General features: G+C 69.0%; 18 protein-coding genes and 1 pseudogene. 9 read left to right on the forward strand and 10 right to left on the reverse strand.

Annotation, left to right across the window (positions count from 1 at the left end):
* Nucleotides 1–16 precede the first annotated feature (16 nt).
* The 5 genes from desT to LE197_RS24295 all read left to right on the forward strand — a co-directional run bounded on the left by desT (nucleotide 17) and on the right by LE197_RS24295 (nucleotide 3,274).
* Nucleotides 17–646 (forward strand): TetR family transcriptional regulator DesT, encoded by a 630-nt coding sequence (gene desT, locus LE197_RS24275; RefSeq protein WP_003107570.1) that lies wholly within the window; start codon nucleotides 17–19, stop codon nucleotides 644–646.
* A gap of 229 nt (nucleotides 647–875) precedes the next feature.
* Nucleotides 876–1,379 (forward strand): urease accessory protein UreE, encoded by a 504-nt coding sequence (gene ureE / locus LE197_RS24280; RefSeq protein WP_003095526.1) that lies wholly within the window; start codon nucleotides 876–878, stop codon nucleotides 1,377–1,379.
* The gene (locus tag LE197_RS24285) at nucleotides 1,376–2,047 is read left to right on the forward strand and encodes an urease accessory protein UreF (RefSeq protein ID WP_003095528.1); all 672 of its coding nucleotides are present in this window, start codon (nucleotides 1,376–1,378) and stop codon (nucleotides 2,045–2,047) included. The genes ureE and LE197_RS24285 overlap by 4 nt, the downstream gene beginning before the upstream one ends.
* Before the next feature lie 10 nt (nucleotides 2,048–2,057).
* Nucleotides 2,058–2,672, forward strand: a complete 615-nt coding sequence (gene ureG / locus LE197_RS24290) for an urease accessory protein UreG (protein WP_003095530.1) — start codon at nucleotides 2,058–2,060, stop codon at nucleotides 2,670–2,672.
* Nucleotides 2,673–2,701: 29 nt separating this feature from the next.
* Complete coding sequence (locus LE197_RS24295) at nucleotides 2,702–3,274, forward strand: HupE/UreJ family protein (protein WP_003116120.1); 573 nt, start codon at nucleotides 2,702–2,704, stop codon at nucleotides 3,272–3,274.
* A 16-nt stretch (nucleotides 3,275–3,290) separates the two neighbouring features.
* On the opposite strand, the gene LE197_RS24300 is transcribed toward LE197_RS24295, so the two are convergent.
* Together LE197_RS24300 and LE197_RS24305 are read right to left on the reverse strand one after the other, a co-directional pair.
* The gene (locus LE197_RS24300; protein ID WP_219832856.1) at nucleotides 3,291–4,301 is read right to left on the reverse strand and encodes a FecR family protein; all 1,011 of its coding nucleotides are present in this window, start codon (nucleotides 4,299–4,301) and stop codon (nucleotides 3,291–3,293) included.
* Nucleotides 4,294–4,830 (reverse strand): annotated as a pseudogene (locus tag LE197_RS24305) (sigma-70 family RNA polymerase sigma factor). The gene LE197_RS24300 and the pseudogene LE197_RS24305 overlap by 8 nt, the downstream one beginning before the upstream one ends.
* 197 nt (nucleotides 4,831–5,027) lie before the next feature.
* Here LE197_RS24305 and LE197_RS24310 point away from each other — a divergent pair.
* On the forward strand, nucleotides 5,028–7,964 hold the full coding sequence (locus LE197_RS24310; protein ID WP_277600433.1) for a TonB-dependent receptor: 2,937 nt from the start codon (nucleotides 5,028–5,030) through the stop codon (nucleotides 7,962–7,964).
* A 144-nt stretch (nucleotides 7,965–8,108) separates the two neighbouring features.
* Here the strand turns inward: LE197_RS24310 and LE197_RS24315 are convergent, their stop codons facing one another.
* From LE197_RS24315 to mdlC, 4 genes are all read right to left on the reverse strand, one after another.
* Entirely contained in the window at nucleotides 8,109–9,362 is a 1,254-nt protein-coding gene (locus tag LE197_RS24315) for an OprD family porin (protein ID WP_016264114.1), read from the reverse strand.
* 107 nt (nucleotides 9,363–9,469) lie between these two features.
* A complete protein-coding gene (locus LE197_RS24320; RefSeq protein ID WP_009877171.1) occupies nucleotides 9,470–10,939 on the reverse strand; it encodes an aldehyde dehydrogenase family protein in 1,470 nt (489 codons plus the stop codon).
* A gap of 22 nt (nucleotides 10,940–10,961) precedes the next feature.
* On the reverse strand, nucleotides 10,962–12,302 hold the full coding sequence (locus LE197_RS24325; RefSeq protein WP_196752248.1) for an MFS transporter: 1,341 nt from the start codon (nucleotides 12,300–12,302) through the stop codon (nucleotides 10,962–10,964).
* 86 nt (nucleotides 12,303–12,388) lie between these two features.
* A complete protein-coding gene (gene mdlC / locus LE197_RS24330; protein ID WP_003099962.1) occupies nucleotides 12,389–13,975 on the reverse strand; it encodes a benzoylformate decarboxylase in 1,587 nt (528 codons plus the stop codon).
* Nucleotides 13,976–14,075: 100 nt separating this feature from the next.
* Here mdlC and LE197_RS24335 point away from each other — a divergent pair, with 100 nt between their 5' ends.
* Nucleotides 14,076–14,972: a LysR family transcriptional regulator gene (locus LE197_RS24335; RefSeq protein WP_003095545.1), complete on the forward strand. Its 897-nt coding sequence runs from the start codon at nucleotides 14,076–14,078 to the stop codon at nucleotides 14,970–14,972.
* A 14-nt stretch (nucleotides 14,973–14,986) separates the two neighbouring features.
* On the opposite strand, the gene LE197_RS24340 is transcribed toward LE197_RS24335, so the two are convergent.
* Nucleotides 14,987–16,321 carry an MFS transporter gene (locus LE197_RS24340; protein WP_016264112.1) on the reverse strand — a complete coding sequence of 445 codons (1,335 nt, stop codon included), beginning with the start codon at nucleotides 16,319–16,321 and terminating at the stop codon, nucleotides 14,987–14,989.
* A gap of 378 nt (nucleotides 16,322–16,699) precedes the next feature.
* On the opposite strand from LE197_RS24340, the gene LE197_RS24345 reads away from it, so the two are divergent.
* Together LE197_RS24345 and LE197_RS24350 are read left to right on the forward strand one after the other, a co-directional pair.
* Nucleotides 16,700–17,755: an aromatic ring-hydroxylating oxygenase subunit alpha gene (locus LE197_RS24345; RefSeq protein WP_016253958.1), complete on the forward strand. Its 1,056-nt coding sequence runs from the start codon at nucleotides 16,700–16,702 to the stop codon at nucleotides 17,753–17,755.
* 14 nt (nucleotides 17,756–17,769) lie between these two features.
* Complete coding sequence (locus LE197_RS24350) at nucleotides 17,770–18,723, forward strand: PDR/VanB family oxidoreductase (protein WP_003162745.1); 954 nt, start codon at nucleotides 17,770–17,772, stop codon at nucleotides 18,721–18,723.
* Here the strand turns inward: LE197_RS24350 and LE197_RS24355 are convergent.
* The 3 genes from LE197_RS24355 to LE197_RS24365 form a co-directional block, all read right to left on the reverse strand.
* The gene (locus LE197_RS24355) at nucleotides 18,720–19,433 is read right to left on the reverse strand and encodes a GntR family transcriptional regulator (RefSeq protein ID WP_003099978.1); all 714 of its coding nucleotides are present in this window, start codon (nucleotides 19,431–19,433) and stop codon (nucleotides 18,720–18,722) included. The two genes, LE197_RS24350 and LE197_RS24355, sit on opposite strands and share 4 nt — an antisense overlap.
* Nucleotides 19,434–19,496: 63 nt before the next feature.
* Entirely contained in the window at nucleotides 19,497–20,258 is a 762-nt protein-coding gene (locus LE197_RS24360; protein WP_016264111.1) for an SDR family oxidoreductase, read from the reverse strand.
* A 356-nt stretch (nucleotides 20,259–20,614) separates the two neighbouring features.
* Nucleotides 20,615–21,547 carry an ornithine cyclodeaminase family protein gene (locus LE197_RS24365; protein WP_226033714.1) on the reverse strand — a complete coding sequence of 311 codons (933 nt, stop codon included), beginning with the start codon at nucleotides 21,545–21,547 and terminating at the stop codon, nucleotides 20,615–20,617.
* Nucleotides 21,548–21,553: the final 6 nt, after the last annotated feature.

The following is a 21,553-nucleotide window of genomic DNA, read 5'->3' on the forward strand; positions in this document are numbered from 1 at the left end:
CGCCAAAGGAAGCCGTATGTCCTCACCCCGCGCCGAACAGAAACAGCAGACCCGCCACGCGCTGATGAGCGCCGCGCGCCACCTGATGGAGAGCGGGCGCGGCTTCGGCAGCCTCAGCCTGCGCGAAGTGACGCGCGCCGCCGGCATCGTCCCGGCCGGCTTCTACCGGCACTTCAGCGACATGGACCAGCTCGGCCTGGCGCTGGTCGCCGAAGTCGACGAGACCTTCCGCGCCACCCTGCGCGCGGTGCGCCGCAACGAGTTCGAACTGGGCGGGCTGATCGACGCCTCGGTGCGCATCTTCCTCGACGCGGTCGGCGCCAACCGCTCGCAGTTCCTCTTCCTCGCCCGCGAGCAATACGGCGGCTCGTTGCCGATCCGCCAGGCCATCGCCAGCCTGCGCCAGCGCATCACCGACGATCTGGCCGCCGACCTGGCGCTGCTGAACAAGATGCCGCACCTCGACGGCGCGGCCCTCGACGTGTTCGCCGACCTGGTGGTGAAGACCGTCTTCGCCACCCTTCCGGAGCTGATCGACCCACCCGCCGCCGATCTGCCGCCGCACCTGATGCCGGCCGCGAAGATCACCCACCAGCTGCGTTTCATCATGATCGGCGGCAAGCACTGGCACGGCCTGCCCGGCTGACCCCGCACCTCCCCTGCGGACCTCCGGCTCGGCGTTCGTCCGCGGACTAGACGCGCGCGCACCTTTCCGGTGCGGCAAAAAAGTCGTTGCGCACCAACCTGGCGCGCTGCAATATTTTGTTACATCCCTATGGCCCCGTTTTCCCGGTACAGGCGTCCCGCATCGACCTGGCAAGGCCCTTGCTGGTGCTTGTTGTGATCCCTTTCCTGTCGCATTGCGGAAACTGCCCATGCTGGTCATCCACCAACGCCTGCCCGCCCGCTCGCCCCGCTGGGACGAAGAACTCCACCTGACCTACGAGGCGCGCAGCAAGAGCCGCCTGCGCTGCTTCGCGGCGAGCGGCGAGGAGGTCGGCCTGTTCCTCGAGCGCGGCCAGCCTCCGCTGGCCGACGGCGACTGCCTGGAGGCCCGCGACGGTCGCCTGGTGCGAGTCGTCGCCCGCTCCGAACGTCTGCTCCACGTCACCTGCGCCAGCCCGCTGGAACTGACCCGAGCCGCCTACCACCTGGGCAACCGTCACGTCGCCCTGCAGGTCGGCGACGGCTGGCTGCGCCTGCTCGACGACTACGTGCTGAAAGCCATGCTCGAACAGCTCGGCGCCACGGTGGAGGCCATCGAGGCGCCGTTCCAGCCGGAGCACGGTGCCTACGGCGGAGGCCACCACCACTCGCACCATGGCGAGGCGGAGTTCAACTACGCGCCGCGCCTGCACCAGTTCGGCGTGCGCCGGTGAACAGCATCTGGGCGCGCCTGCGCCTGGCCAGCTCGCAGTTGCCGATCGGCGGATACAGCTATTCCCAGGGCCTGGAGGCGGCCCTCGACAATGGCTGGGTGCGCGACGCCGAGAGCGCGCGGACCTGGCTGGTCGACCAGCTGCAACTGAACCTGGCGCGCTTCGAGGCGCCGCTGCTGGCCGGCCTGCTGCGCGCCGCGCTGATCGGCGACTGGGCCGCCTGCGATGCGGCCAGCGAACGCCATAGGGCCAGCCGCGAGACCCGCGAGCTGGCCCAGGAGAGCCGGCAGATGGGCTTTTCCCTGCACCAATTGCTGGAAGCCCTGCCCGAGCTCGACGCTCCCGGCCGCGCCTGGCTGGCGCGCCAGGACCCGCCCAATCTCGCCGCCGCCTGGGCGATGGCCGCGCGCGCCTGGCGCCTGGACGCCGAGGAGGCGCTGAGTGCCTGGTTCTGGAGCTGGCTGGAAAACCAGTTGGCGGTGCTGATGAAAACCCTGCCGCTCGGCCAACTGGCCGCGCAGAAACTTGCTTCCAGCCTACTGCCGGAACTCGACCGCGCCTGCGCCGAGGCGCTGCGGCGGCCCGCCGTCGAGGGCAGCGCCGCGTTCGGTCTGGCGCTGGCCAGCATGACCCACGAAACCCAGTACAGCCGTCTGTTCCGTTCCTAGGAGAAACCCCATGACATCCCAACCCCTGCGTGTCGGCATCGGCGGTCCGGTGGGCTCCGGCAAGACCGCCCTGACCCTGGCCCTGTGTCGCGAACTGCGCGAGCGCTACAACCTCGCGGTGGTCACCAACGACATCTATACCCAGGAAGACGCGGAGTTCCTGGTGCGCAACGAGGCCCTCGCCCCCGAGCGGATCATCGGCGTGGAAACCGGCGGCTGCCCGCACACGGCGATCCGCGAGGACGCCTCGATCAACCTGGAGGCGGTGGACCAGCTCAACCGGCGCTTCCCCGGCCTCGAACTGATCCTGGTGGAATCCGGCGGCGACAACCTGTCGGCCACCTTCAGCCCCGAGCTGTCCGACCTGACCCTCTACGTGATCGACGTTTCCGCCGGCGACAAGATCCCGCGCAAGGGCGGCCCCGGCATCTGCAAGTCGGACCTGCTGGTGATCAACAAGATCGACCTGGCGCCGCTGGTCGGCGCCTCCCTCGATGTGATGGACCGGGACGCCCGGCGCATGCGCGGCGACAAGCCGTTCGTGTTCAGCAACCAGAAGACCGGCCAGGGGCTGGACGAAATCATCGCCTTCATCGAGCGCCAGGGCCTGCTGACCGCCGCCTGACGCCACTTCGCAACGACAAGGAACCACCAATGAAACTGCCCAAGCTGCTCGCCGCCCTCGCCCTGCTCGCCGCTCCGGCGCTGGCCTTCGCCCACCCCGGCCACGGCGAACACGGCCTGGTCGCCGGCCTCGCCCATCCGCTCACCGGCCTCGACCACCTGCTGGCGATGTTCGCCGTCGGCCTCTGGGCCGCCCAGCAACAGGGAGCCGCGCGTCTCGCCCTGCCCTGCACCTTCGTCGGCACCATGCTGGTCGGCGGGCTGCTCGGCTTCGAGGGCCTGCAACTGCCGTTCATGGAGACCGGCATCGCCGCCTCGGTGCTCGCCCTCGGCCTCTGCGTGGCCCTCGCCGTGCGCCCGCCGCTGCCGCTGGCGATGGCCGCCACCGCGCTGTTCGCCCTGGCCCACGGGGTCGCCCACGGCCTGGAGCTGCCGGCCCTCTCCAGCCCCTGGCTGTACGCGCTCGGTTTCGTCGCCGCCACCGCCGCGCTGCACGCCGCCGGCTACGCGCTGGTGCGCTTCCTGCCGCAGGCGGCCGCGCCCCTGGTACGTCTCGCCGGGCTGGCCTCGGCGGGCGCCGGGGTCTGGTTGCTGGCCGGCTGAGCCGCCGCGCCTCCCCTCAGCGCCTGATCAGCACCCGTCGGCCTTGGTGCACGAGGCGCAGGCCATGGGTCTGTGCCAGCATCGCCAGGGCCAGCGGCAGGTCGTCGACGGGAAAGGTGCCGGAGACACGAAGCGGGTCCAGCGACGGCTCGCACTCGATGCTCTCGCCGCCGTAGCGCATCAGTTCTCCCGCCCACTGCCGCAGCGGCATGTCGTCGGCCACCAGCAGGCCCTGGCGCCAGGCCAGCGCGGCCTCGCTGGCGGACTCGACGGGGCCGATCCGCTGGCGATCGAAGCGCACCCGCTGGCCAGCCTCGATCACCCGGCCATCCGCCGCGCTCGCGGCGCCCTCCGGACGCACCTGGACCGCGCCTTCGTACACCGCCAGCACTGTCTCTGCGCCCTCGCGTCGGACGCTGAAGGCGGTACCCAGCGCGCGCATCAGGCCCTGTTCGGTGCGCACCAGGAACGGCCGCGGCGGCTCGCGCCGATCCGCCGCGGTGCGGAGGTAGATCTCTCCGCGATACAAGCGCAGCAGGCGCTGGCCGGCGTCGTAGCGCACGTCCAGCGCGCTGTCGGTGTTCATCTCGACCTGGCTGCCGTCCTCCAGCACCAGGTCGCGCCGCTCGCCGACGGCAGTGAGGTAGTCGGCGCCGAAGCCGTCGCGCCAGACCTGCGCGCGCCATCCCCACCAGACCAGCGGTGCGCCGCCGAGCAGCAGGGCGAGGCCGCGCAGGACCGCGCGCCGGCCGCTGCCGGACGGACGCTCGAGCGCACGCCGGGCCAGCGCCGGCGGCAGCGAACCGATATTCGCCAGCAGACGCCAGGCGCGCTGGTGCTCGGGGCTGCGCGAGCGCCAGGACTCCAGCTCGGCCTGCTGCGCCGGAGCCAGCGGCCCCTCCTGCATCAGCAGCAGCCAGGAGGCGGTCTCCCTGAGCACCTGCGGGGCGATCGCCTCGGCGGCCGGCGGCCCGGAAAGCTCCGTATCGCCCGCCTGCGGCGCCCGGCGGGAAGCGCGGTCATTCATCGGGCATCAGGCTCAGGCAGGTCACGTAGGCCTGGTGGATGAACTTCTTCACCGTCGGCAGCGCGACGCCCAGCGCCTGGGCGATGTCCTTCTGCTTCATGCCGTCCAGCGTCGCCATCAGGAATGCCTGTTTCACCCGCGGGCGCAGGGTATCGAGCAGCGCGTCGATCTCGTGCAGGGTCTCGACGATCACGCTCTGTTGTTCCGGCGACGGCTGCAACGGCTCGGGCAGCGTGGCCAGGGCCTCCAGCCAGGCAAGTTCCAGCGATTAGCGACGGCGCCAACTGACCAGCACGCAGTTGGCGATACGGGTGAGATAGGCGCGCGGCTGACGGATCGCTTCACGCTGGCCGCCGTCGCGGCTGGCGAGAATGCGCAGGAAGGTGTCATGGGCTAGGTCGTCGGCCACGCCGCGTCCCCAGGAGCGGAGTCGGTAGGCCAGCCAGTTGCGCAGCCAGGCATGGTTTTCACGGTAGAGCGTGGCGACGCCGTCGCGGTCCGCGGACAGGCAGGAACTCGGCGCATTCATCGGAGGCGCATTCATCGGAATAGTCAGCTGGATTCAATCGCAAATGAAAACTATTATCACTAATTTTGCGTTGACCACAATGCCGGCGACCCTTTCCGTCCGGCCCGCCGAACCCGAAATATCCCTTTTCCGATCTCGTGCGACAGAGGGAATGAGAGCCCGCAATGCCGGGCGCCAACCCTGCGAGCGAAGAAGTCATGTCCCTACAACGCCCTATCCCCAGCCTGGCGCGCCCCTTGTCGCGCCTCTCCCCGCTCACCCTTGCCCTGCGCTGGGCCCTGCTCGGCCTGTCGGCGGCCGGCGCCGGCCTGCTCGGCGGCGGCCTGGCCCACGCGCAGAGCGTCGGCCAGCACAGCGCGGCTACCCGCCTGGACGACGCCACGCCGCGCAGCTACGACATCCCGGCGGGTTCGCTGGGCGCCTCCCTGGGCGCCTTCGCCAGCCAGTCGGGCCTGCTGCTGTCCTTCGACCCCGAGCTGACCCGCGGCCGCACGGCGCCGGCGCTCAAGGGTCGCTACAGCGTACTGGAAGGCTTGCAGCGAGTCCTGTCGAACACCGGCCTGCAGGTCGCGGCGGGAACCTCCGGCGCCTACCTGCTGGTCGAGCCGCGCATGTCCGGAGAAGCCCCGGCCGACCTGTCGCCGGTGGTGGTCTCGGCCGCCGAGCTGGCCGATCCGCAGAAGGAAACCTATACCGCGCCACGCTCGTCGGTGTACCTCTCCAGCGAAGACATCGACCGCTTCGGCCGGGTTTCCGTGGGTGACCTGCTCCAGGGCATCCCGGGCGTACAGGTCGGCGACAGCCGCAACGGTGGCGCGCTGGACGTCAACATCCGCGGCATCCAGGGGCAGAGCCGGGTGGCGGTGCGGGTCGACGGCGCGGAGCAGGCGCTGGACGTCTACCGCGGCTACGCCGGCACCCAGCAGCGCAGCTACATCGATCCCGACCTGGTCAGCAGCGTGACCGTCGACAAGGGTCCCTCGACCCGCTCGGGCGCGATCGGCGGCAGCGTGGAAATGCGCACCATCGGCGTCAAGGACATCCTGGTCGACGGCAAGGACCTCGGCGTGCGCTTCACCGGCGACGTCTGGAACAACGGCGTCGCCCCGCAGCACCGCAGCGCCAGTTCGAAGACCGAGAATCTCAGCAGCGTGCCGCACGATGACCGCGGCAGCCTGTTCGGCTCCCAGGCCAAGTCCGGCAGCGCCGCCTTCGCCTACCGCAACGAGCATCTGGACCTGGTCGCCGCCTATGCGCAGCGCAACCAGGGCAACTACTTTTCCGGCAAGAAAGGCCAGGACCGCTATCGCGTCTACAACCGCTACGGTCGCGAGGAAAGCAGCGTAGCCAAGGTCTACAACGCGGGAGAGGAAGTGCTCAACTCGTCGTCGGAGACCGAGTCCTACCTGCTCAAGGCGACCTGGCGCATCGCCGACGAGCACACCCTGGACCTCGGCTATCGTCGCTACGACGGGCGCACCGGGGAGATCATGCCGTCGGACATCTTCCGTTTCGGCACCGCCGGCATCTACCAGTACCCATTGAGCGAAGTGAAGATCGACACCTACACCGCACGCTACCGTTACCTGCCCGAGAACAATCCGCTGGTGGACCTCAGCACCGGACTGTGGATGACCGACGCGAAGAGCGACATGCTGACCTCGGTGCTGGCGCCGCGCTCGCAGGCCTATCGCTCCGACCGCAACTGGACGCGCCAGGACAACCGGCGCATCGGCGGCGACCTGAACAACGTGGCGCGCTTCGAAACCGACTTCGGCGATTTCAAGCTCGACCTCGGCGGCTCGTTCCAGGTCGAAGACATCCAGCCGCAGAAAAGCGTGGTCACCACCCTCCACGACATCAACGCCAACCGCACCCTGAGGGACGCCACCCGCCAGGAATACGGCCTCAACGGCAAGCTCGAGTTCAAGCCGGTCGAGCGCCTGACGCTATGGGGCGGCGGCCGCTACAGCCACTTCAACAGCAAGGACAACGGCATCTCCGCCTCGCCGCGGCGCGAGGATCGCGACATGCGCTTCATCACGGTGAGCAGGCCCGGCTACTACGGCTCGATGATGTGGTTCCCCGACCAGAACGGCCAGTACACCGACGCCACCGATCCCCGCCTCAACAACGGCATCGTCACCAACAACACCAACAATCCGTTCGAAGGCATTCCCTTCGACGAGTTCGGCCCGGCCAACGTGACAGTCCATCCCTCGCGGGTCACCAACGTGGTCACCGGCTACAACTACAGCAAGAAGGGCAGCAGCCGCGGCGGCGGTTTCTCGCCGGCATTCGGGATCAATTTCGAGCTGGCCCCGGCTACCTTCGTCTACGCCTCCTACACCGAAGGCCTGCGTCTGCCGTCGCTGTTCGAGACCAGCCAGGGTACCCTCCAGGTCGAGCCGGGCAAGGACCTCAAGCCCGAGCGTTCGCGCAGTTGGGAGATCGGTGCCAGCGCGCTGCGCGACAGCCTGTTGGCCGACGGCGACTCGGCGGCGATCAAGCTGGCCTACTTCAACAACACCATCAAGAACTACATCACCCGCTATTACGATCCGGGCCAGATGGGCCTGATGACCTTCAGCAACACCGACAGCTACCGCACCAGCGGTCTCGAACTGCAATCGCACTACGACGCAGGGCGGGTGTTCGCCGACCTGTCGGCGACCTACTACCTGAAGACCGAGACCTGCGACGCCGCCTTCGCCGCCAGGCTGCGCGCCGGCGCCAACCGCTACCAGCGCACCGAGAACACGCCGAACTGCACGCCGGGCAGCTTCATGGGCTCCTATACCAACACGCAGAACCCGCCGCGGCTGGCGACCAACCTGACCGCCGGCCTGCGCTTCTTCGACCAGGCCCTGACCCTGGGCGGACGCATGACCTATACCTCCGGCCCCACCGCCACGGCGGACAAGCCCTGGCAGGTCGGCGCCACCACACCGCAGATCGAGTACCGCTCGGTGCAGCTGTTCGACCTGTTCCTCAAGTACAAGCTGTTCGAGCACACCGAACTGAATGCCTCGCTGCAGAACCTCACCGACCGCTATTACCTCGACCCGCTGGCACAGAGTTTCATGCCCGCGCCCGGGCGTACCCTGCGGGTGGGGATGCAGGCGAAGTTCTGAGCCGCCCTCTCCCCCTCCAGGCGTTGTCGGCGGAGCGCCGCTCCGGTAGGGCGAATAACCGCCCAGCGGCTATCCGCCGAAGCACCGGGCCTCCCGCTCCCCGTCCCTCCGGAACTGTCCGGAGGAGCGGCGAGACAGCGTCCGTCACCACGACAACGGATAACTCACCACCAGCCGCGTCTGGTCGAAGTCGCTGTTGAAGCTGCGTCGGTTGCTGGCGTGGTTGAGGCGCACGTTGAGCCGCGCCAGCGGACCGCTCTGCACGGTGTAGCCGAGCTCGACATCGCGCTCCCATTCCTTGCCGCCGCTACCGGCCTTGGTGGTCGCGTTCGAGCCATGGCCGTAGCGGACCATGCCGATCAGGCCGGGCCAGCCGAGGCCGACGAAATCGTAGTCGTAGCGCACCTGCCAGGAGCGTTCGTCGGCGTTGGTGAAGTTGCCGTTGAACATGTCGTTGCCCATGCTCCGCCCACTGCTGCCGTAGACCGATTGCCAGCCGCTGTCGCCGCCGACCTTCTGCAGGCCAAGGTAGAAGGTATGCAGGCCGATGCCGGCGGAAAACAGGCCGTAGAGGGTATGGCTGTCGATCTCTCCGGCGCGCGCGGCGCCGTCGTCGCGGTCGACGAACAGGCCGAGGTTGGCGCCCAGGGTCCAGTCGCCGACACGCTGCTTGTGCAGCAGGTTGGCGTAGCTCTGCCGGTAGACGTCCTCCAGTTGCCCGTGCCACAGGCCCAGTTGGGTGCGCTCGCGGTTGAAGCGGTACTCGGCGCCGGCATAGTTGAAACCGTCCGATTTCTGCGTCGGCGCGCTCCAGGCCGATAGGTCCTGCATGTCCGCCGAATTGCGCAGGCTCACCGCGTCGAAGCGTCCGGCCTGCAGAGCCAGGCCCGGCAGCTCGCGGGAAACCACGGCGAAACCGCGGAACGTCTGCGGCAGCAGGCGTCCGTCGTCGTAGCGCAACAGCGGAATGTCCGGGAGCATCTCGCCGATCTTCAGTTCGCTGGCCGAAACGCGCAGCTTGGCGGCCACGCCGACGCGCCCATAGTTGTCCGCCGCGCGACCGTCATCGTGCAACGGAAGAAGCTCGGAATTGCTGGTGCCACGTCCGCTGTTCAGCTTCACGCCGAACAGGCCGATGGCGTCGAGGCCGACGCCGACCGTGCCCGGGGTATAGCCGGAACTGAACTTGAGGATGAAGCCCTGCGCCCACTCGTCCACCAGGCTCTTGCCGGCATCGTGGTCGCGGAAATCGCGGTTGAAGTAATAGTTGCGCAAGACCAGGTCGGTCTTCGCATCCTCCAGGAAGCCGCCCTCGGCAGCTTGCGCGGCAAGAAAGGCGAGCATCGGCAGGACCGCCCCTGCATTGCGCGGGACTGCGGTTTTACGACGGATTTTCATTGTTATTGTGCTCCGTTTTTCAGGGACGACCGGGCCCCGGCAGCCTCTGCGGGCCACCTGGCGACGACGGTCGGGTCAGCGGCGGGGCGCGGGCCCCGCCGCCAGGGTCAGAACGGGTACTGGCGCGGCGCGTGCTGCACGCTGATCCAGTGGTCGGTGGTGAATTCCTCGATGGCCCAGTCGCCGTTGAAGCGGCCAAGCCCGGAGTTTTTCTCGCCGCCGAAGGGCGCGTTGGCCTCGTCGTTCACCGGAATGTCGTTGACGTGGGTCATCCCCGCGCGAAGCTGGCGGGCAAAGCGCACCGCGCGTTCCAGGTCGCGGCTGAACACCGCGCTGGACAGCCCGTATTCGCTGGCGTTGGCCAACTCCAGCGCATGCGCCTCGTCGCGCGCGCGGAGCAGGCCGACCAGCGGGCCGAAGATTTCATCGCGGGCGATCTCCATCGTCGCGCTGACCTCGCCGAATACGTGCGGAGCCAGCAACTGCCCATCGACGCCGCCCTCGTACAGCGGCTTGGCGCCTTCCTGGCGGGCCAGGCGGATCTTTTCCAGCAGGCCTTCGAGCTGGCGCGCGTTGACGATCGGCCCGACCGCGGTATCGGCGCGCTGCGGATCGCCGACGCGGAGACCCTTGACCCGCTCGACGAAGCGCGCGGCGAAGGCGTCGTAGAGGCTGTCCTCGACGATGATGCGGTTGATCGCCATGCAGATCTGCCCCTGGTGGAGGAACTTGCCGAACACCGCGGCATTCACCGCCTGCTCCAGGTCGGCGTCGCCGAGCACCACGAACGGACTGTTGCCGCCCAGCTCCAGCGCCACGTGCTTGAGGTGCGCGCCGCCGCTGGCGATGCGGCCGATGTTGCGGCCCACCGGGGTCGATCCGGTGAAGGTCACCAGGCCCGGCACCGGGTGCTCGACGAAGGCGTCGCCGATCTCGCTGCCGGGGCCGACCACCACGCTGAACAGCCCGGCCGGCAGCCCGGCCTCTTCGAAGATCCGCGCCAGCAGCAGTCCGCCGCAGACCGGCGTGTCGCTGGCCGGCTTGACCACCACCGCGTTGCCCAGCGCCAGGGCCGGGGCGATGGAACGCTGGGTCAGGTGCAGCGGGAAGTTCCACGGGCTGATCACCCCGACCACGCCGATGGCGCTGCGGTAGACCCGGCTTTCCTTGCCCGGCACGTCGGACTCGACGATGCGCCCGTGCACCCGTGCCGGGAACGACGCCGACTCCAGGGTGATCGCGCGCGCCGCGCCCCATTCGATCTCGGCCTTCAGGCGGGTGCTGCCGGACTCGCGGATGATCCAGTCGACGATCTCCTCGTGGCGGCGGTCGAACACCTCCACCGCCTTGTACAGCACCGCCGCGCGTGCCGAGGGGCCAAGCGCGGCCCATGCCGGCTGGACCTCGGCGGCCTTGGCGTAGGCGGCATCGAGGTCGTCGCGGTCGGCCTGCTCGATCTCCAGCAGCAGGCTGCCGTCGAACGGATTGCTCACCTTCAGCCGGCGGCCGGCCCGGCCGTGGCGCCACTCGCCGGCCAGAGGCTGGAGACCGAGGTCGGTATAACGGGAATCGCTCATCGCTCTTCTCCTCTTTCGAAAATCACAGGGGTTTCTTCGCCGTCGCGTCGACGGACGCTTCCGCCGGCACGCGCGGCCGCAGGTGGATGCAGGCGATCGCCAGCGCGCCGATCACGCCAGGCGCGGCGAAGGCCAGGAAGTTCTGCTGGAACGGCAGCTCCAGGGCCAGCAGGCTGCCGCCGAGCATCGGCCCGGCGATGGCGCCGAGGCGGCCGACACCGGCGGCCCAGCCGACCCCGGTGGAGCGCACCCAGGCCGGGTAGAACTGCGCGGCGTAGGCATGGATCACCGCCAGGGTGCCGATGGTGGTGGCGCCGGCCACCACCAGCAGGCCGTTGAGCAGCCAGGGGCCTGGCCCCAGGCCGAGGGCCGCCAGGGAGGCCGCGGCCAGGGCGAAGAACAGCACCAGGGTGCGGCCGGCGCCGAGGCGGTCGGCCAGCCAGCCGCCGAACAACGCACCGAGGGTCGCCCCGACATTCAGGGTGACGAGGAACGCCAGGCTCGAACCGAGGGCGTAGCCGCCGCCGGCCATCAGTTTCGGCAACCAGGTGTTGAGCCCGTAGCTCATCAGCATGCACATGGCGAAGGCCACCCACAGCAGCAGGGTGCCCACTGCCTGGCGCCCCTCGAACAACTGGGCGACCCGTCCGCTCGGCGCTTCGGCCGCGACAGCGTTCGCCCGCTCGGCGCCGGGCCGGTAGTCGGGATCGACCTTGCGCAGCAGCGCGTCCAGTTCGGCGCGGCGGCCCTTGAGTTCGAGGAACGCCGCCGACTCCGGCAACCAGCGCAACATCAGCGGCACCGCCAGTACCGGCAGCACCGCCACGTAGAACACCGATTGCCAGCCCCAGGCGGGGATCATGGCGATCGCCAGTAGCGCCGAGAGCACCGCGCCCACCGAGTAGAAGGCCGACATCACCGTGACCAGGGTGCTGCGCCGCCCGGCCGGGGCGAATTCGCTGATCAGGTTGATCGCGCTGGGCACCAGCGCGCCCAGTGCCAGGCCGGTGAAGAAGCGTCCGGCGCCCAGTTCCAGCGGGTCGCGGGCGTGCCCGGTGAGGAAGGCGGCGAGGCTCGCCAGCAGGGTGGTGGCGATCACCAGGCGGCGCCGGCCGAAACGGTCCGCCAGCGGCGCCAGCAGGGTGTCGCCGAAGAGCATGCCGAACAGCGCGCAACTGCCGAGGGTGCCGGCCTGCACCGGGCTCAGCTGCCACTCCTGCATCAGGCGTGGCACCACCGAGCCGTAGATGACCATGTCGTAGCCGTCGAACAGCATGATGAAACACCCCCAGCCGAGGATCAGCCAGTGAGTACGGTTAAAGCGGGCAGCGTCGATCACCGCCGCAGCGGATTGCCTGTTCATACCAACCTCTCTCTTGTTCTTGTTATGGGCGCACGCGGGCGTCGGTCGGCACCGCCCACTCTGGCATGGGGCGGCGCCGTGGAACATCAGGGTTCGATGGTTTGCGTCGGCACCTCGATCAAAACCGGGCGATCAGCGGCCAGGGCATGCTTCAAGGCACCTTCCAGCTCTTCGCGGGTGGCCGCGTGGAGCGCCTCGACGCCATAGCCGCGGGCGATCGCGCAGAAGTCCAGGCCGGGCACGTCGAGCCCCGGCGCATCGGGCACCTCGAGCACCCCGGCGAACCAGCGCAGGGCGCCGTAGGTACCGTTCTTGAGGATGATGAACACCGCCGGCACGCGGTATTGCGCGGCACTCCAGAGCGCGGTGATGCCGTAGTTGGCCGAGCCGTCGCCGATGATCCCGATCACCTGCCGCCGCGGCTGCGCCAGTTGCGCGCCGACCGCCGCCGGCAGGCCGAAGCCGAGGCCGCCGGCGGCCGGGAAGAAGTAGCTGCCCGGCTCGCGCATCTCCACGCGCTGCCAGAAGGCGGTCACGGTGGAAGTCGACTCCTTGACGAAGATGGCGTCGCGCGGCGCCAGCGCATCGATCACGTCGAACACGGTTTCCGGACGCAGCGGTCCGCCCTCCTCGGCCAGCGCCGGCGGTCGCGGCAGCGCCTCGGGCAACGGCCGCGCACTGGGGCGGACCTGTTCGAGCAGTGCCTCGAGGGTCAGCGCGATGTCGCCGACCAACGCGTCGCCCATCGGCGCCCGTGCCGCTTCGCCGGGATCGCAGGTGACCTGCACCAGCTCGGCGCCGGCCGGCAGGTAATCGCCGGGGGCGAACTGGTGATAGCGGAACACCGGCGCGCCGACCACCAGGATCAGGTCGTGGCCGTCCAGCAGCCGGCTGATCCCGGCGATGGCCGCCGGCAGCACGCCGCGGAAGCAGGCATGACGGGTGGGGAACGGACAACGCGAGGCCGACGGCGCGACCCAGGCCGGCATCCGCAGCTTCTCCGCCAGTTCCACGGCCAGGCCGTTGGCATTCGCCCCGTCGACGTCCGGACCGAGCACCAGCACCGGGTTGCGCGAGCGCGACAGGCGCTCGCCGAGTTCGGCCAGCAATGCCGGCGCGGGCAGCGCGGCGCCGCTGACCTGGCGCGCAGCCAGGTGTTCGACGCCGGCCGGCGCCGGTTGCGCCCAGTCGTCGTAGGGAATCGACAGGTACACCGGCGCCCGCGGCGGCAGGCTGGCGGTCTGGATCGCCTGGCTCAGCGCGCGCGGTACATCCTGGGCGCAGGCCGGCTCGTGGCTCCATTTCACCAGCGGCTTGGGCAGTTGTCCGGCATCGACGTTGGCGAGCATCGCCTCGACCCCGATCATCGAGCGCACCTGCTGCCCGGCGGTGATGACCAGGGGGCTATGGGAGTACCAGGCGTTGGTCAGGGCACCCATACCGTTGCCGGTGCCAGCCGCCGCATGCAGGTTGACGAAGGCCGGGCGGCCGCTGGCCAGGGCGAAGCCATCGGCCATGCCGACCACCGCGCCCTCGTGCAGGCCGAGGATGTAGCGGAAATCCTCGGGGAAGTCCTTGAGGAACGGCAGCTCGTTGGAGCCGGGGTTGCCGAAGACGGTGGTCAGGCCGTGGCGACGGAGGATCTCGTAAGACGCGGAATGGACGGTTTTCATGCAGGCCTTCAAGCTCGTTTCCTGGATTTGCGCTACTGTTGCAGCCCCTCGATAATCAATCAAATCGATACTCTTTCTATAAAAAATAGAACTGGTCTATATGAGTCCGATCGATCTCAACCTGATCCGCACCTTCGTCACCCTCTACGAAGCCGGCAGCGTGACCCTCGCCGCGGAGCGCCTGTTCGTCACCCAGCCATCGGTGAGCTACGCCCTGGCGCGCCTGCGCGAACTGTTCGACGACGCGTTGTTCACCCGCACCCGCGACGGCATCCAGCCGACCTTCGTCGCCGAGCAGCTCTACGGCACCTTCCGCGAGTCGCTGACGCGCATCGAGGGCGCGGTACAGAGCGTTCGCCACTTCGATCCGGCAACCACCGAGCGACGTTTCCGCATCGCCCTCACCGATCTCGGCGAAGTGGGTTTCCTCTCGCTGATCCTCGAACGCCTGACCCGCGACGCGCCGTTCGCCGAAGTGGAAGTGCTGCCGCTGCAGGTGGACGAGGTCGGCGCCTGGCTGAGCAGCGCCAAGGTCGACGCGGCGATCTGCCGCCAGCCGGTGCCCGGCGCGCGCAGCCAGCGGGTCCTGCACGAGCGCTACGTGTGCCTGCTCAGCGACCGCCACCCGCGGATCGGCGACAGCCTGAGCCTGGAGCAGTACCTGGCCGAGCGGCACATCGTGGTGACCCGTACCTCCGGCCACGGCATCGCCGAGGACGTGCTCGAGGCCATGCAGGTGCAGCGCCGCATCAGCCTGCGGGTCCCGCACTTCTCGGTGCTGCCGAAGATCATTCCCGGTACCGAGCTGCTGACCATCCTGCCGGCGCAGATCGCCTATCGCTTCGTCGCCGAAGGCGGCATGCGCATGCTCGAACTGCCCTTCACCCTGCCACCGTTCGACGTCTCCCTGCACTGGCACGAGAGCAGCGAACGCTCGGCGGCGCTGAACTGGTTCCGCACCACCATCGCCGAGGCGATCATCGCCGCCCAACGCTGAAACGCCGGCGGCCCTCACGCAGCGTCTCCCAGCGTCGGCGAGCGCTCGCGACGCCGCGCACCGAGCAGCGGCAACACGGCGGCCGCGACGACGAACACCGCCGCGAACGCCCCATAGAGGGACAGCGGCTGCCAGCCGTCGTCGAGCAGGAGCCCGGCCACCAGCGGCGAGAGGATCGCCCCGCCGCGACCGACGCCGATCCCCCAGCCGACCCCGGTGGCGCGCACCGAAGCGTCGTAGAGGCTCGGCGCCAGGGCATACAGGCCGGCCACGCAGGCGTTGGCGCAAAGCCCGATCAGCAGTCCCAGCGGCAAGGCCGCGCCGGGCAGCCCGGCGCTCAGCGAGAACAGCGCGAGCAGAGCGGCGGTAAGCAGCATGAACAGCGCCAGCACCCGTTCCAGGCGAAAGCGCGCGGCAAGCCCGCCGAGCAAGGCGGCACCGAAGATCCCGCCGATGCTCAGCAGGGTGCCGCCGGTGATGCCCTGGGCGGTGGACAGGCCGGCGGCGACCAGCAGCTTCGGCGTCCAGCTCATGATGAAGTAGAAGCCGAACATCACCAGGAAGAACAGCGCCCAGAGCAGCAGCGTGGTACGTCGCTGGGCAACGCAAAGCAACCGGGCGAGGCGGCTACCGTGCTCCGCTCCGCCACCGGGCGGGCTCGGCAGTTCCGCGAGCGCCGCGCGGCCCAGGCGCCGGGCCAGCGCGTTGACCCGTTGCAACGCCCGCGGCGGCCGGCGCGCCAGGAGGAAGTCCAGCGACTCCGGCAGGCACAGGCAGACCAGCGGGATCACCGCCAGGGTCAGGCCAGCGCCGAAGACGAACACCGAGCGCCAGCCCCAGGCGCCGATCAGCCATACCGCGAGCAGTCCGCCAAGGGTCGCGCCGAGCGCGTAGCCGGTGGACTGCAGGCTTACCGCCAGGCCGCGCCAGCGGCGCGAGGCGTACTCGCTGGCGATCACGTTGCTGCTGGCGAGGATGCCGCCGATACCCAGTCCGGTCAGCCCGCGCAGCAACGCCAGTTGCCAGGCCGCCTGGCTCAGCGCCGAGGCGAGCATGCCCAGGCCCGACAGCGCCAGGCAGGCGAGGATCAGCGGGCGGCGCCCCCAGCGGTCGGCCCAGGGCGCGATGAACAGCGAGCCGGCGGCCATGCCGAAGAGGCCGGCGCTGAGCAGCAGGCCGATCTCGGCGCCGCCAAGGTTCCATTCGGCGGCCACCGAGGCTGCGGTGAAGGCCATCACCAGCACGTCGAAGCCATCGATCAGGTTGAGCACGATGCACACAGCCACCGCCAGCCACTGGAACGGACGCATCGGTTCGTCGTCGAGAGCGCGGCGCAAGTCCCGGTTCATGGGCGGCCCTCCCCGAGCGGACAGGAAAGAAGCGACGGCAGGCGGGAGCGAGGCGCGGGAATGCAGGAATCCATCATCGGGAAGACCCTTCTTCTTGTTGTTGTAGGCACGGCAAGCGCAGGCACCCTGGCACCGTTGCGTCGATGCCGCAATCCTATTGGATCCATTTGCGCGACAAGAAAACGGAAGGCCAGCGGATATCCCACTGTCAGCGAAATCTGAGAAAGGCTCTGGAACGAGATAATTGAGCGATTTATTCCTGAAGTTTTTTATGTGCGACTATCGAACGGATTATTTTTTGTACAGAAGCGGTTGACTTGGAAAAGTTGTCTCGCGAATCATTGGATCCAATTACAAAAACAACGAGAGGATCCGACGATGTTTCCGAAGAACGCCTGGTACGTGGCCTGCACCCCCGACGAACTGGCCGGCAAGCCGCTCGGCCGACGCATCTGCGACGAGCCGATGGTTTTCTACCGAGGCGAGGACGGCCGCGTGGCGGCCCTCGAGGATTTCTGCCCGCACCGTGGCGCGCCGCTGTCGCTGGGCTTCGTCAAGGACGGCGTGCTGGTCTGCGGCTACCACGGCCTGGCGATGGGCGAGGACGGTCGCACCCGCGCGATGCCCGGCCAGCGGGTCCGCGGCTTCCCCTGCATCCGTCGCTTCCCGGTGCAGGAGCGGCACGGCTTCGTCTGGGTTTGGCCGGGCGCGGAAGAACAGGCCGACGCCGCGCTGATACCCCGCCTGGAATGGGCGGAAAGCCCCGATTGGGCCTATGGCGGCGGGCTGTACCACATCCACTGCGACTATCGCCTGATGATCGATAACCTGATGGACCTGACCCACGAGACCTATGTCCATGCGTCCAGCATCGGCCAGAAGGAAATCGACGAGGCCGCGCCGACCACGCGGGTGGAAGGCGACGAGGTGATCACCAGCCGCCACATGCAGAATGTCATGGCCCCGCCGTTCTGGCGCATGGCCCTGCGCGGCAACGGCCTGGCCGACGACGTGGCGGTGGACCGCTGGCAGATCTGCCGCTTCACGCCGCCCAGCCACGTGCTGATCGAGGTCGGCGTGGCCCACGCCGGCCACGGCGGCTACCAGGCGCCGGCGGAGCGCAAGGCGGCGAGCATCGTGGTCGACTTCATCACCCCGGAGAGCGCCACTTCCATCTGGTACTTCTGGGGCATGGCGCGCAACTTCCAGGCCCACGACCAGGCGCTCACCGAGAGCATTCGCGAAGGCCAGGGAAAGATCTTCGGCGAAGACCTGGAAATGCTCGAAAGCCAGCAGCGCAACCTGCTGCGCCATCCACGGCGCGACCTGCTGAAACTGAACATCGACGCCGGCGGCGTGCAGGCCCGGCGCATCATCGAGCGCCTGCTGGCGGACGAGCGCCAGGCCGCCGTCCCCAACCGCGCCCAGGCCTGACGGGAGCCTTCGCCATGATCGAGGTCATCGTCGGCGCCATCCGCCTGGAGGCGCAGGATATCCACAGCTTCGAACTGTTCCGGGCCGACGGGGCGGCCCTGCCGTCCTTCGAGCCGGGCGCACACATCGACCTGCACCTGCCCAACGGCCTGGTCCGCCAGTACTCCCTCTGCGGCCCCGCCGAACGGCCGCGCCACTACCGTATCGCCGTACTCCGCTGCCGCGATTCGCGCGGCGGCTCGGCCACGCTGCACGCCGAACTGCGGGTCGGCCAGCGCCTGCACATCGGCGAGCCGCGCAATCTCTTCCCGCTGTCGCCGGAGCCCGGTCCGCGCCTGCTGTTCGCCGGCGGCATCGGCATCACGCCGCTGCTGGCGATGGCCGAACGCCTGGCCCGCGATGGCGCCGACTTCCAGTTGCACTACTGCGCGCATTCCGGCGAGCGCGCGGCCTTCGTCGACTACCTTGGCCGGTGCGCCTTCGCCGACCGCGTGCACTGCCACTTCGACCACGGCGAAAGCAGCCGGCGCGCGGACCTTCGCGCCCTGCTGGCGACCAGTCCGCGCGACGCCCAGCTATACCTTTGCGGGCCGGCGGGCTTCATGCAGTGGATCGAAGAAAGCGCCCGCGAACTGGGCTGGGAAGCAAGCCGCTTGCATCGCGAGCACTTCGCCGCCGCGCCACGAGACGCCAGTGCGGACGGCACCTTCGAAGTGCAGTTGGCGAGCAACGGGGCGCTGATCCGGGTCGCCGCCGGGCAGACCGTGCTGGCGGCCCTGCGCGAAGCCGGGGTGGACCTGCCGGCCTCCTGCGAGCAGGGCATCTGCGGCACCTGCCTGACCCGCGTGCTGGACGGCGAGCCGGAGCATCGCGACCTCTACCTCAGCGAAGAGGAGCAGGCCGCCAACGATTGCTTCACGCCCTGCTGTTCGCGTTCGCGCAGCCCACGGCTGGTGCTGGATCTCTAGTCGGCGGCGACGTCGCCGTGAAGCACGGTGACACCCTGCCGCGCCGGATCGAAGTAGTCGGCGTAGCGCAGGGTCGCGTTGGCGTGCTCGCGCATGATCGCCTCGGCGCGCGCCCCCTGGCCGTTGACCAGCGCGTCGACCACCGCGTGGTGCTGCATGTGGGCGAAGTTGAAACGGCGGAATTCCTGCTCGAGATTGTCGCGATCCACCGCCAGGGCGCTCACCGAGGCGAACGGCAGGTGGTCGTTGCGCGCCAGCGCCACGGCGATCGCCGGGTTGCCGCTGGCCTCGATGATGGTGCGGTGGAAACGCATGTTCATGCGCTGGTAGCGCTCCAGCTCCTCCAGCAGGACCTGGCCGTTGGCGAACAATCGGTCGCCCTCGGCCAGGCATTCCTCCAGGGTCGCCCGTGCCTCGGCGGACAGCCCGCGCTCGGCCGCCTGGCGTGCCGCCAGGCCTTCCAGAACGCCGCGCACCTCGACCGCGCCGGCGATATCCTCGCGGGTCACCGCGCGCACCCTGTAGCCGCGCCCGGTCTTGCATAGCAGGCCTTCCTGCTCGAGGGTACGCAGGGCGATGCGCACCGGCATGCGCGAGACCTGCAGGCGTTCGGCGGTGGGAATCTCGACGATGCGCTCGCCGGCGGCGAGTTCGCCGGAAGCGATCAGCTTGCGTAGCTCGGCCAGCACGCGTTGGCCCGGTTTGCTCATGGAATTCGCTTATTCGATCGGGACGTCCGGGGCATCATAGCGTGCCCCGGCCGCCTCCGCCGGTCAGCTTTCGCGGTGGATGGCGAAGCCGGCCCAGGACTGGCTCACCGGCATGATCTCGAGGCTGTTGATGTTCAGGTGGGCGGGCTGGTTCATGATCCAGAAGATGGTCTCGGCGATGTCTTCCGGCTGGATCGGATGGGCTCCGGCGTAGGTCTTGTCGTAGCGCGCCTGGTCGCCGCCGAAGCGGACCAGGGAGAACTCGCTCTCGCACAACCCCGGCTCGAGGTTGGTCACGCGCACCCCGGTGCCCTGCAGGTCGCAACGCAGGTTCAGGGAGAATTGCTCGACGAAAGCCTTGGTGCCGCCGTAGACATGGCTACCCGGATAGGGCCACTTGCCGGCCACCGAACCCAGGTTGACGATGCTCGCCCCGGCGCCGTGGGCGATCAGCCGCGGCAGCAGCAGGCGCGTGCTGTAGAGCAGGCCCTTGATGTTGGTGTCGACCATGGTGTCCCAGTCGTCCAGGTCGCAGGACTGCGCCGGGTCGGTGCCCAGCGCCAGGCCGGCGTTGTTGATCAGGCCGCGCAGGGTGGCGAACTCTTCCGGCAGGTTGTCCACGGCCGCGCTCATCGCCGCGCGGTCGCGCACGTCCAGGGTCAGCGGCAACACCCGGGTCTTCGCCGAAAGCTCACCGGCCAGGGCTTGCAGACGCTCCTCGCGACGGCCGGTGAGCACCAGCGACCAGCCGGCCTTGGCGAAACGACGGGCGCAGGCTTCGCCGAAGCCTGAGGTGGCGCCGGTGATGAACAGGGTGGACGACATGGGCATCTCCTCGTACGGGGCGGAAAAACGATGTCCGGGGATTCTAGAGCCTCGCCGTGCCCGGTTGGCCATACAGTTGCGCACGAGTTTGCCGAGGCGTCTGCTCAAAAAACGACCAACCTCGCGGAACCCGCACCGTGCCTGGGCCGCAGCGAACAGCCACCAACTTGTCCACAGGGCGTCGCACAGTTTTCCTGAACAACTGTGGCAGCGGGATGACCACGCGTTGGGGATAAGTACCTGGCGCGAGCGCTGTTCATTTTCTGACCAGCCACGCATAACCCTCGCCGATTCAGGGGTTTGGCGGTTCTTACCCACCTTATCCACAAGCCCCCGCACAGAAATCCTGAACAACCTCAGGCGGCGTTATCCACAACCCGGCGCGCGGCGACCAGGTCCTCCAGCGCATAACCCACCGACTTGAACAGGGTGATTTCCCCGGGATCGCCGCGCCGCCCTGCCCCGCTCAGCAAGTCGCGCAGTTCGGTGGATATCGCCTCGCGCCCGATGGCGCCTTCGGCGATCGCCTGCAACAGGTCGCCGGCCTCTTCCAGCGCGCCTGCGCGGGTATCCACCACGACCCGCGCGCGCGCCACCGCCAGGGCGTCGGTCTCGCGCATGGACGGCAGGAAGGCGCCGACCAGGTCGAGATGGACGCCCGGCTTCAGCCATGCGCCGCGCACCAGCGCTTCGCGGGAGGTGGTAACGCAACTGACGCAGTCGGCCGCCTCCACCGCCGCGCGCAACCCGTCGGCCGCTCGCGCCGGGTAGCCCTCCTCGCGCAGCCGGGCGGCCAGCGCGGCGGCCTTGGCCGGATCGCGGCTCCAGATGTCGATGTGGCGATAGTCGCGCACGCAGGCGTGGGCCCGCACCATGTGCGCAGCCAGGGTTCCGCAGCCGACCACCAGCAGGCGCCGCGCATCGTCCCGCGCCAGGTAGTCGGCGGCCAGCGCCGAGCTGCAGGCGGTACGCCGGGCGGTCAGCTCCGAAGCCTCCAGCAACGCCAGTGGGCGACCGTCTTCGCCGTCGAACAGAGCGAACACCGCGGCCACCGCCGGCAGGCCACGCGCCCCATTGCCAGGGAACACCGTCACCAGTTTCACGCCGATCCCCGCGCCGGCTTGCCACACCGGCATCTGTAGCAGCGAGGCCTGCGCCGGCAAGGCATGGCAGTTGCGCAGCGGCGCGCTGCAAGGCTTGGCCAGGCCGATGCGCAACGCCTCGATCAGTTGTGGATAAGCCAGGCGCTCGGCGACCTCGGCGTTGCTGAAAAAGCGCAGGCTGTGCATAAGTCG

Origin of the sequence: Pseudomonas sp. PS1(2021) (genome assembly GCF_020405165.1) — a bacterium.
GTDB lineage: Bacteria > Pseudomonadota > Gammaproteobacteria > Pseudomonadales > Pseudomonadaceae > Pseudomonas > Pseudomonas aeruginosa.

What these genes read in the sequence shown, in the direction of transcription:
- desT (WP_003107570.1), top strand. Translation starts at nt 17, where the DNA reads ATGTCCTCACCCCGCGCCGAACAGAAACAGCAGACCCGCCACGCGCTG.
- ureE (WP_003095526.1), top strand. Translation starts at nt 876, where the DNA reads ATGCTGGTCATCCACCAACGCCTGCCCGCCCGCTCGCCCCGCTGGGAC.
- ureG (WP_003095530.1), top strand. Translation starts at nt 2,058, where the DNA reads ATGACATCCCAACCCCTGCGTGTCGGCATCGGCGGTCCGGTGGGCTCC.
- LE197_RS24295 (WP_003116120.1), top strand. Translation starts at nt 2,702, where the DNA reads ATGAAACTGCCCAAGCTGCTCGCCGCCCTCGCCCTGCTCGCCGCTCCG.
- LE197_RS24300 (WP_219832856.1), bottom strand. Translation starts at nt 4,301, where the DNA reads ATGAATGACCGCGCTTCCCGCCGGGCGCCGCAGGCGGGCGATACGGAG.
- LE197_RS24310 (WP_277600433.1), top strand. Translation starts at nt 5,028, where the DNA reads ATGTCCCTACAACGCCCTATCCCCAGCCTGGCGCGCCCCTTGTCGCGC.
- LE197_RS24315 (WP_016264114.1), bottom strand. Translation starts at nt 9,362, where the DNA reads ATGAAAATCCGTCGTAAAACCGCAGTCCCGCGCAATGCAGGGGCGGTC.
- LE197_RS24320 (WP_009877171.1), bottom strand. Translation starts at nt 10,939, where the DNA reads ATGAGCGATTCCCGTTATACCGACCTCGGTCTCCAGCCTCTGGCCGGC.
- LE197_RS24325 (WP_196752248.1), bottom strand. Translation starts at nt 12,302, where the DNA reads ATGAACAGGCAATCCGCTGCGGCGGTGATCGACGCTGCCCGCTTTAAC.
- mdlC (WP_003099962.1), bottom strand. Translation starts at nt 13,975, where the DNA reads ATGAAAACCGTCCATTCCGCGTCTTACGAGATCCTCCGTCGCCACGGC.
- LE197_RS24335 (WP_003095545.1), top strand. Translation starts at nt 14,076, where the DNA reads ATGAGTCCGATCGATCTCAACCTGATCCGCACCTTCGTCACCCTCTAC.
- LE197_RS24340 (WP_016264112.1), bottom strand. Translation starts at nt 16,321, where the DNA reads ATGAACCGGGACTTGCGCCGCGCTCTCGACGACGAACCGATGCGTCCG.
- LE197_RS24345 (WP_016253958.1), top strand. Translation starts at nt 16,700, where the DNA reads ATGTTTCCGAAGAACGCCTGGTACGTGGCCTGCACCCCCGACGAACTG.
- LE197_RS24350 (WP_003162745.1), top strand. Translation starts at nt 17,770, where the DNA reads ATGATCGAGGTCATCGTCGGCGCCATCCGCCTGGAGGCGCAGGATATC.
- LE197_RS24355 (WP_003099978.1), bottom strand. Translation starts at nt 19,433, where the DNA reads ATGAGCAAACCGGGCCAACGCGTGCTGGCCGAGCTACGCAAGCTGATC.
- LE197_RS24360 (WP_016264111.1), bottom strand. Translation starts at nt 20,258, where the DNA reads ATGTCGTCCACCCTGTTCATCACCGGCGCCACCTCAGGCTTCGGCGAA.
- LE197_RS24365 (WP_226033714.1), bottom strand. Translation starts at nt 21,547, where the DNA reads ATGCACAGCCTGCGCTTTTTCAGCAACGCCGAGGTCGCCGAGCGCCTG.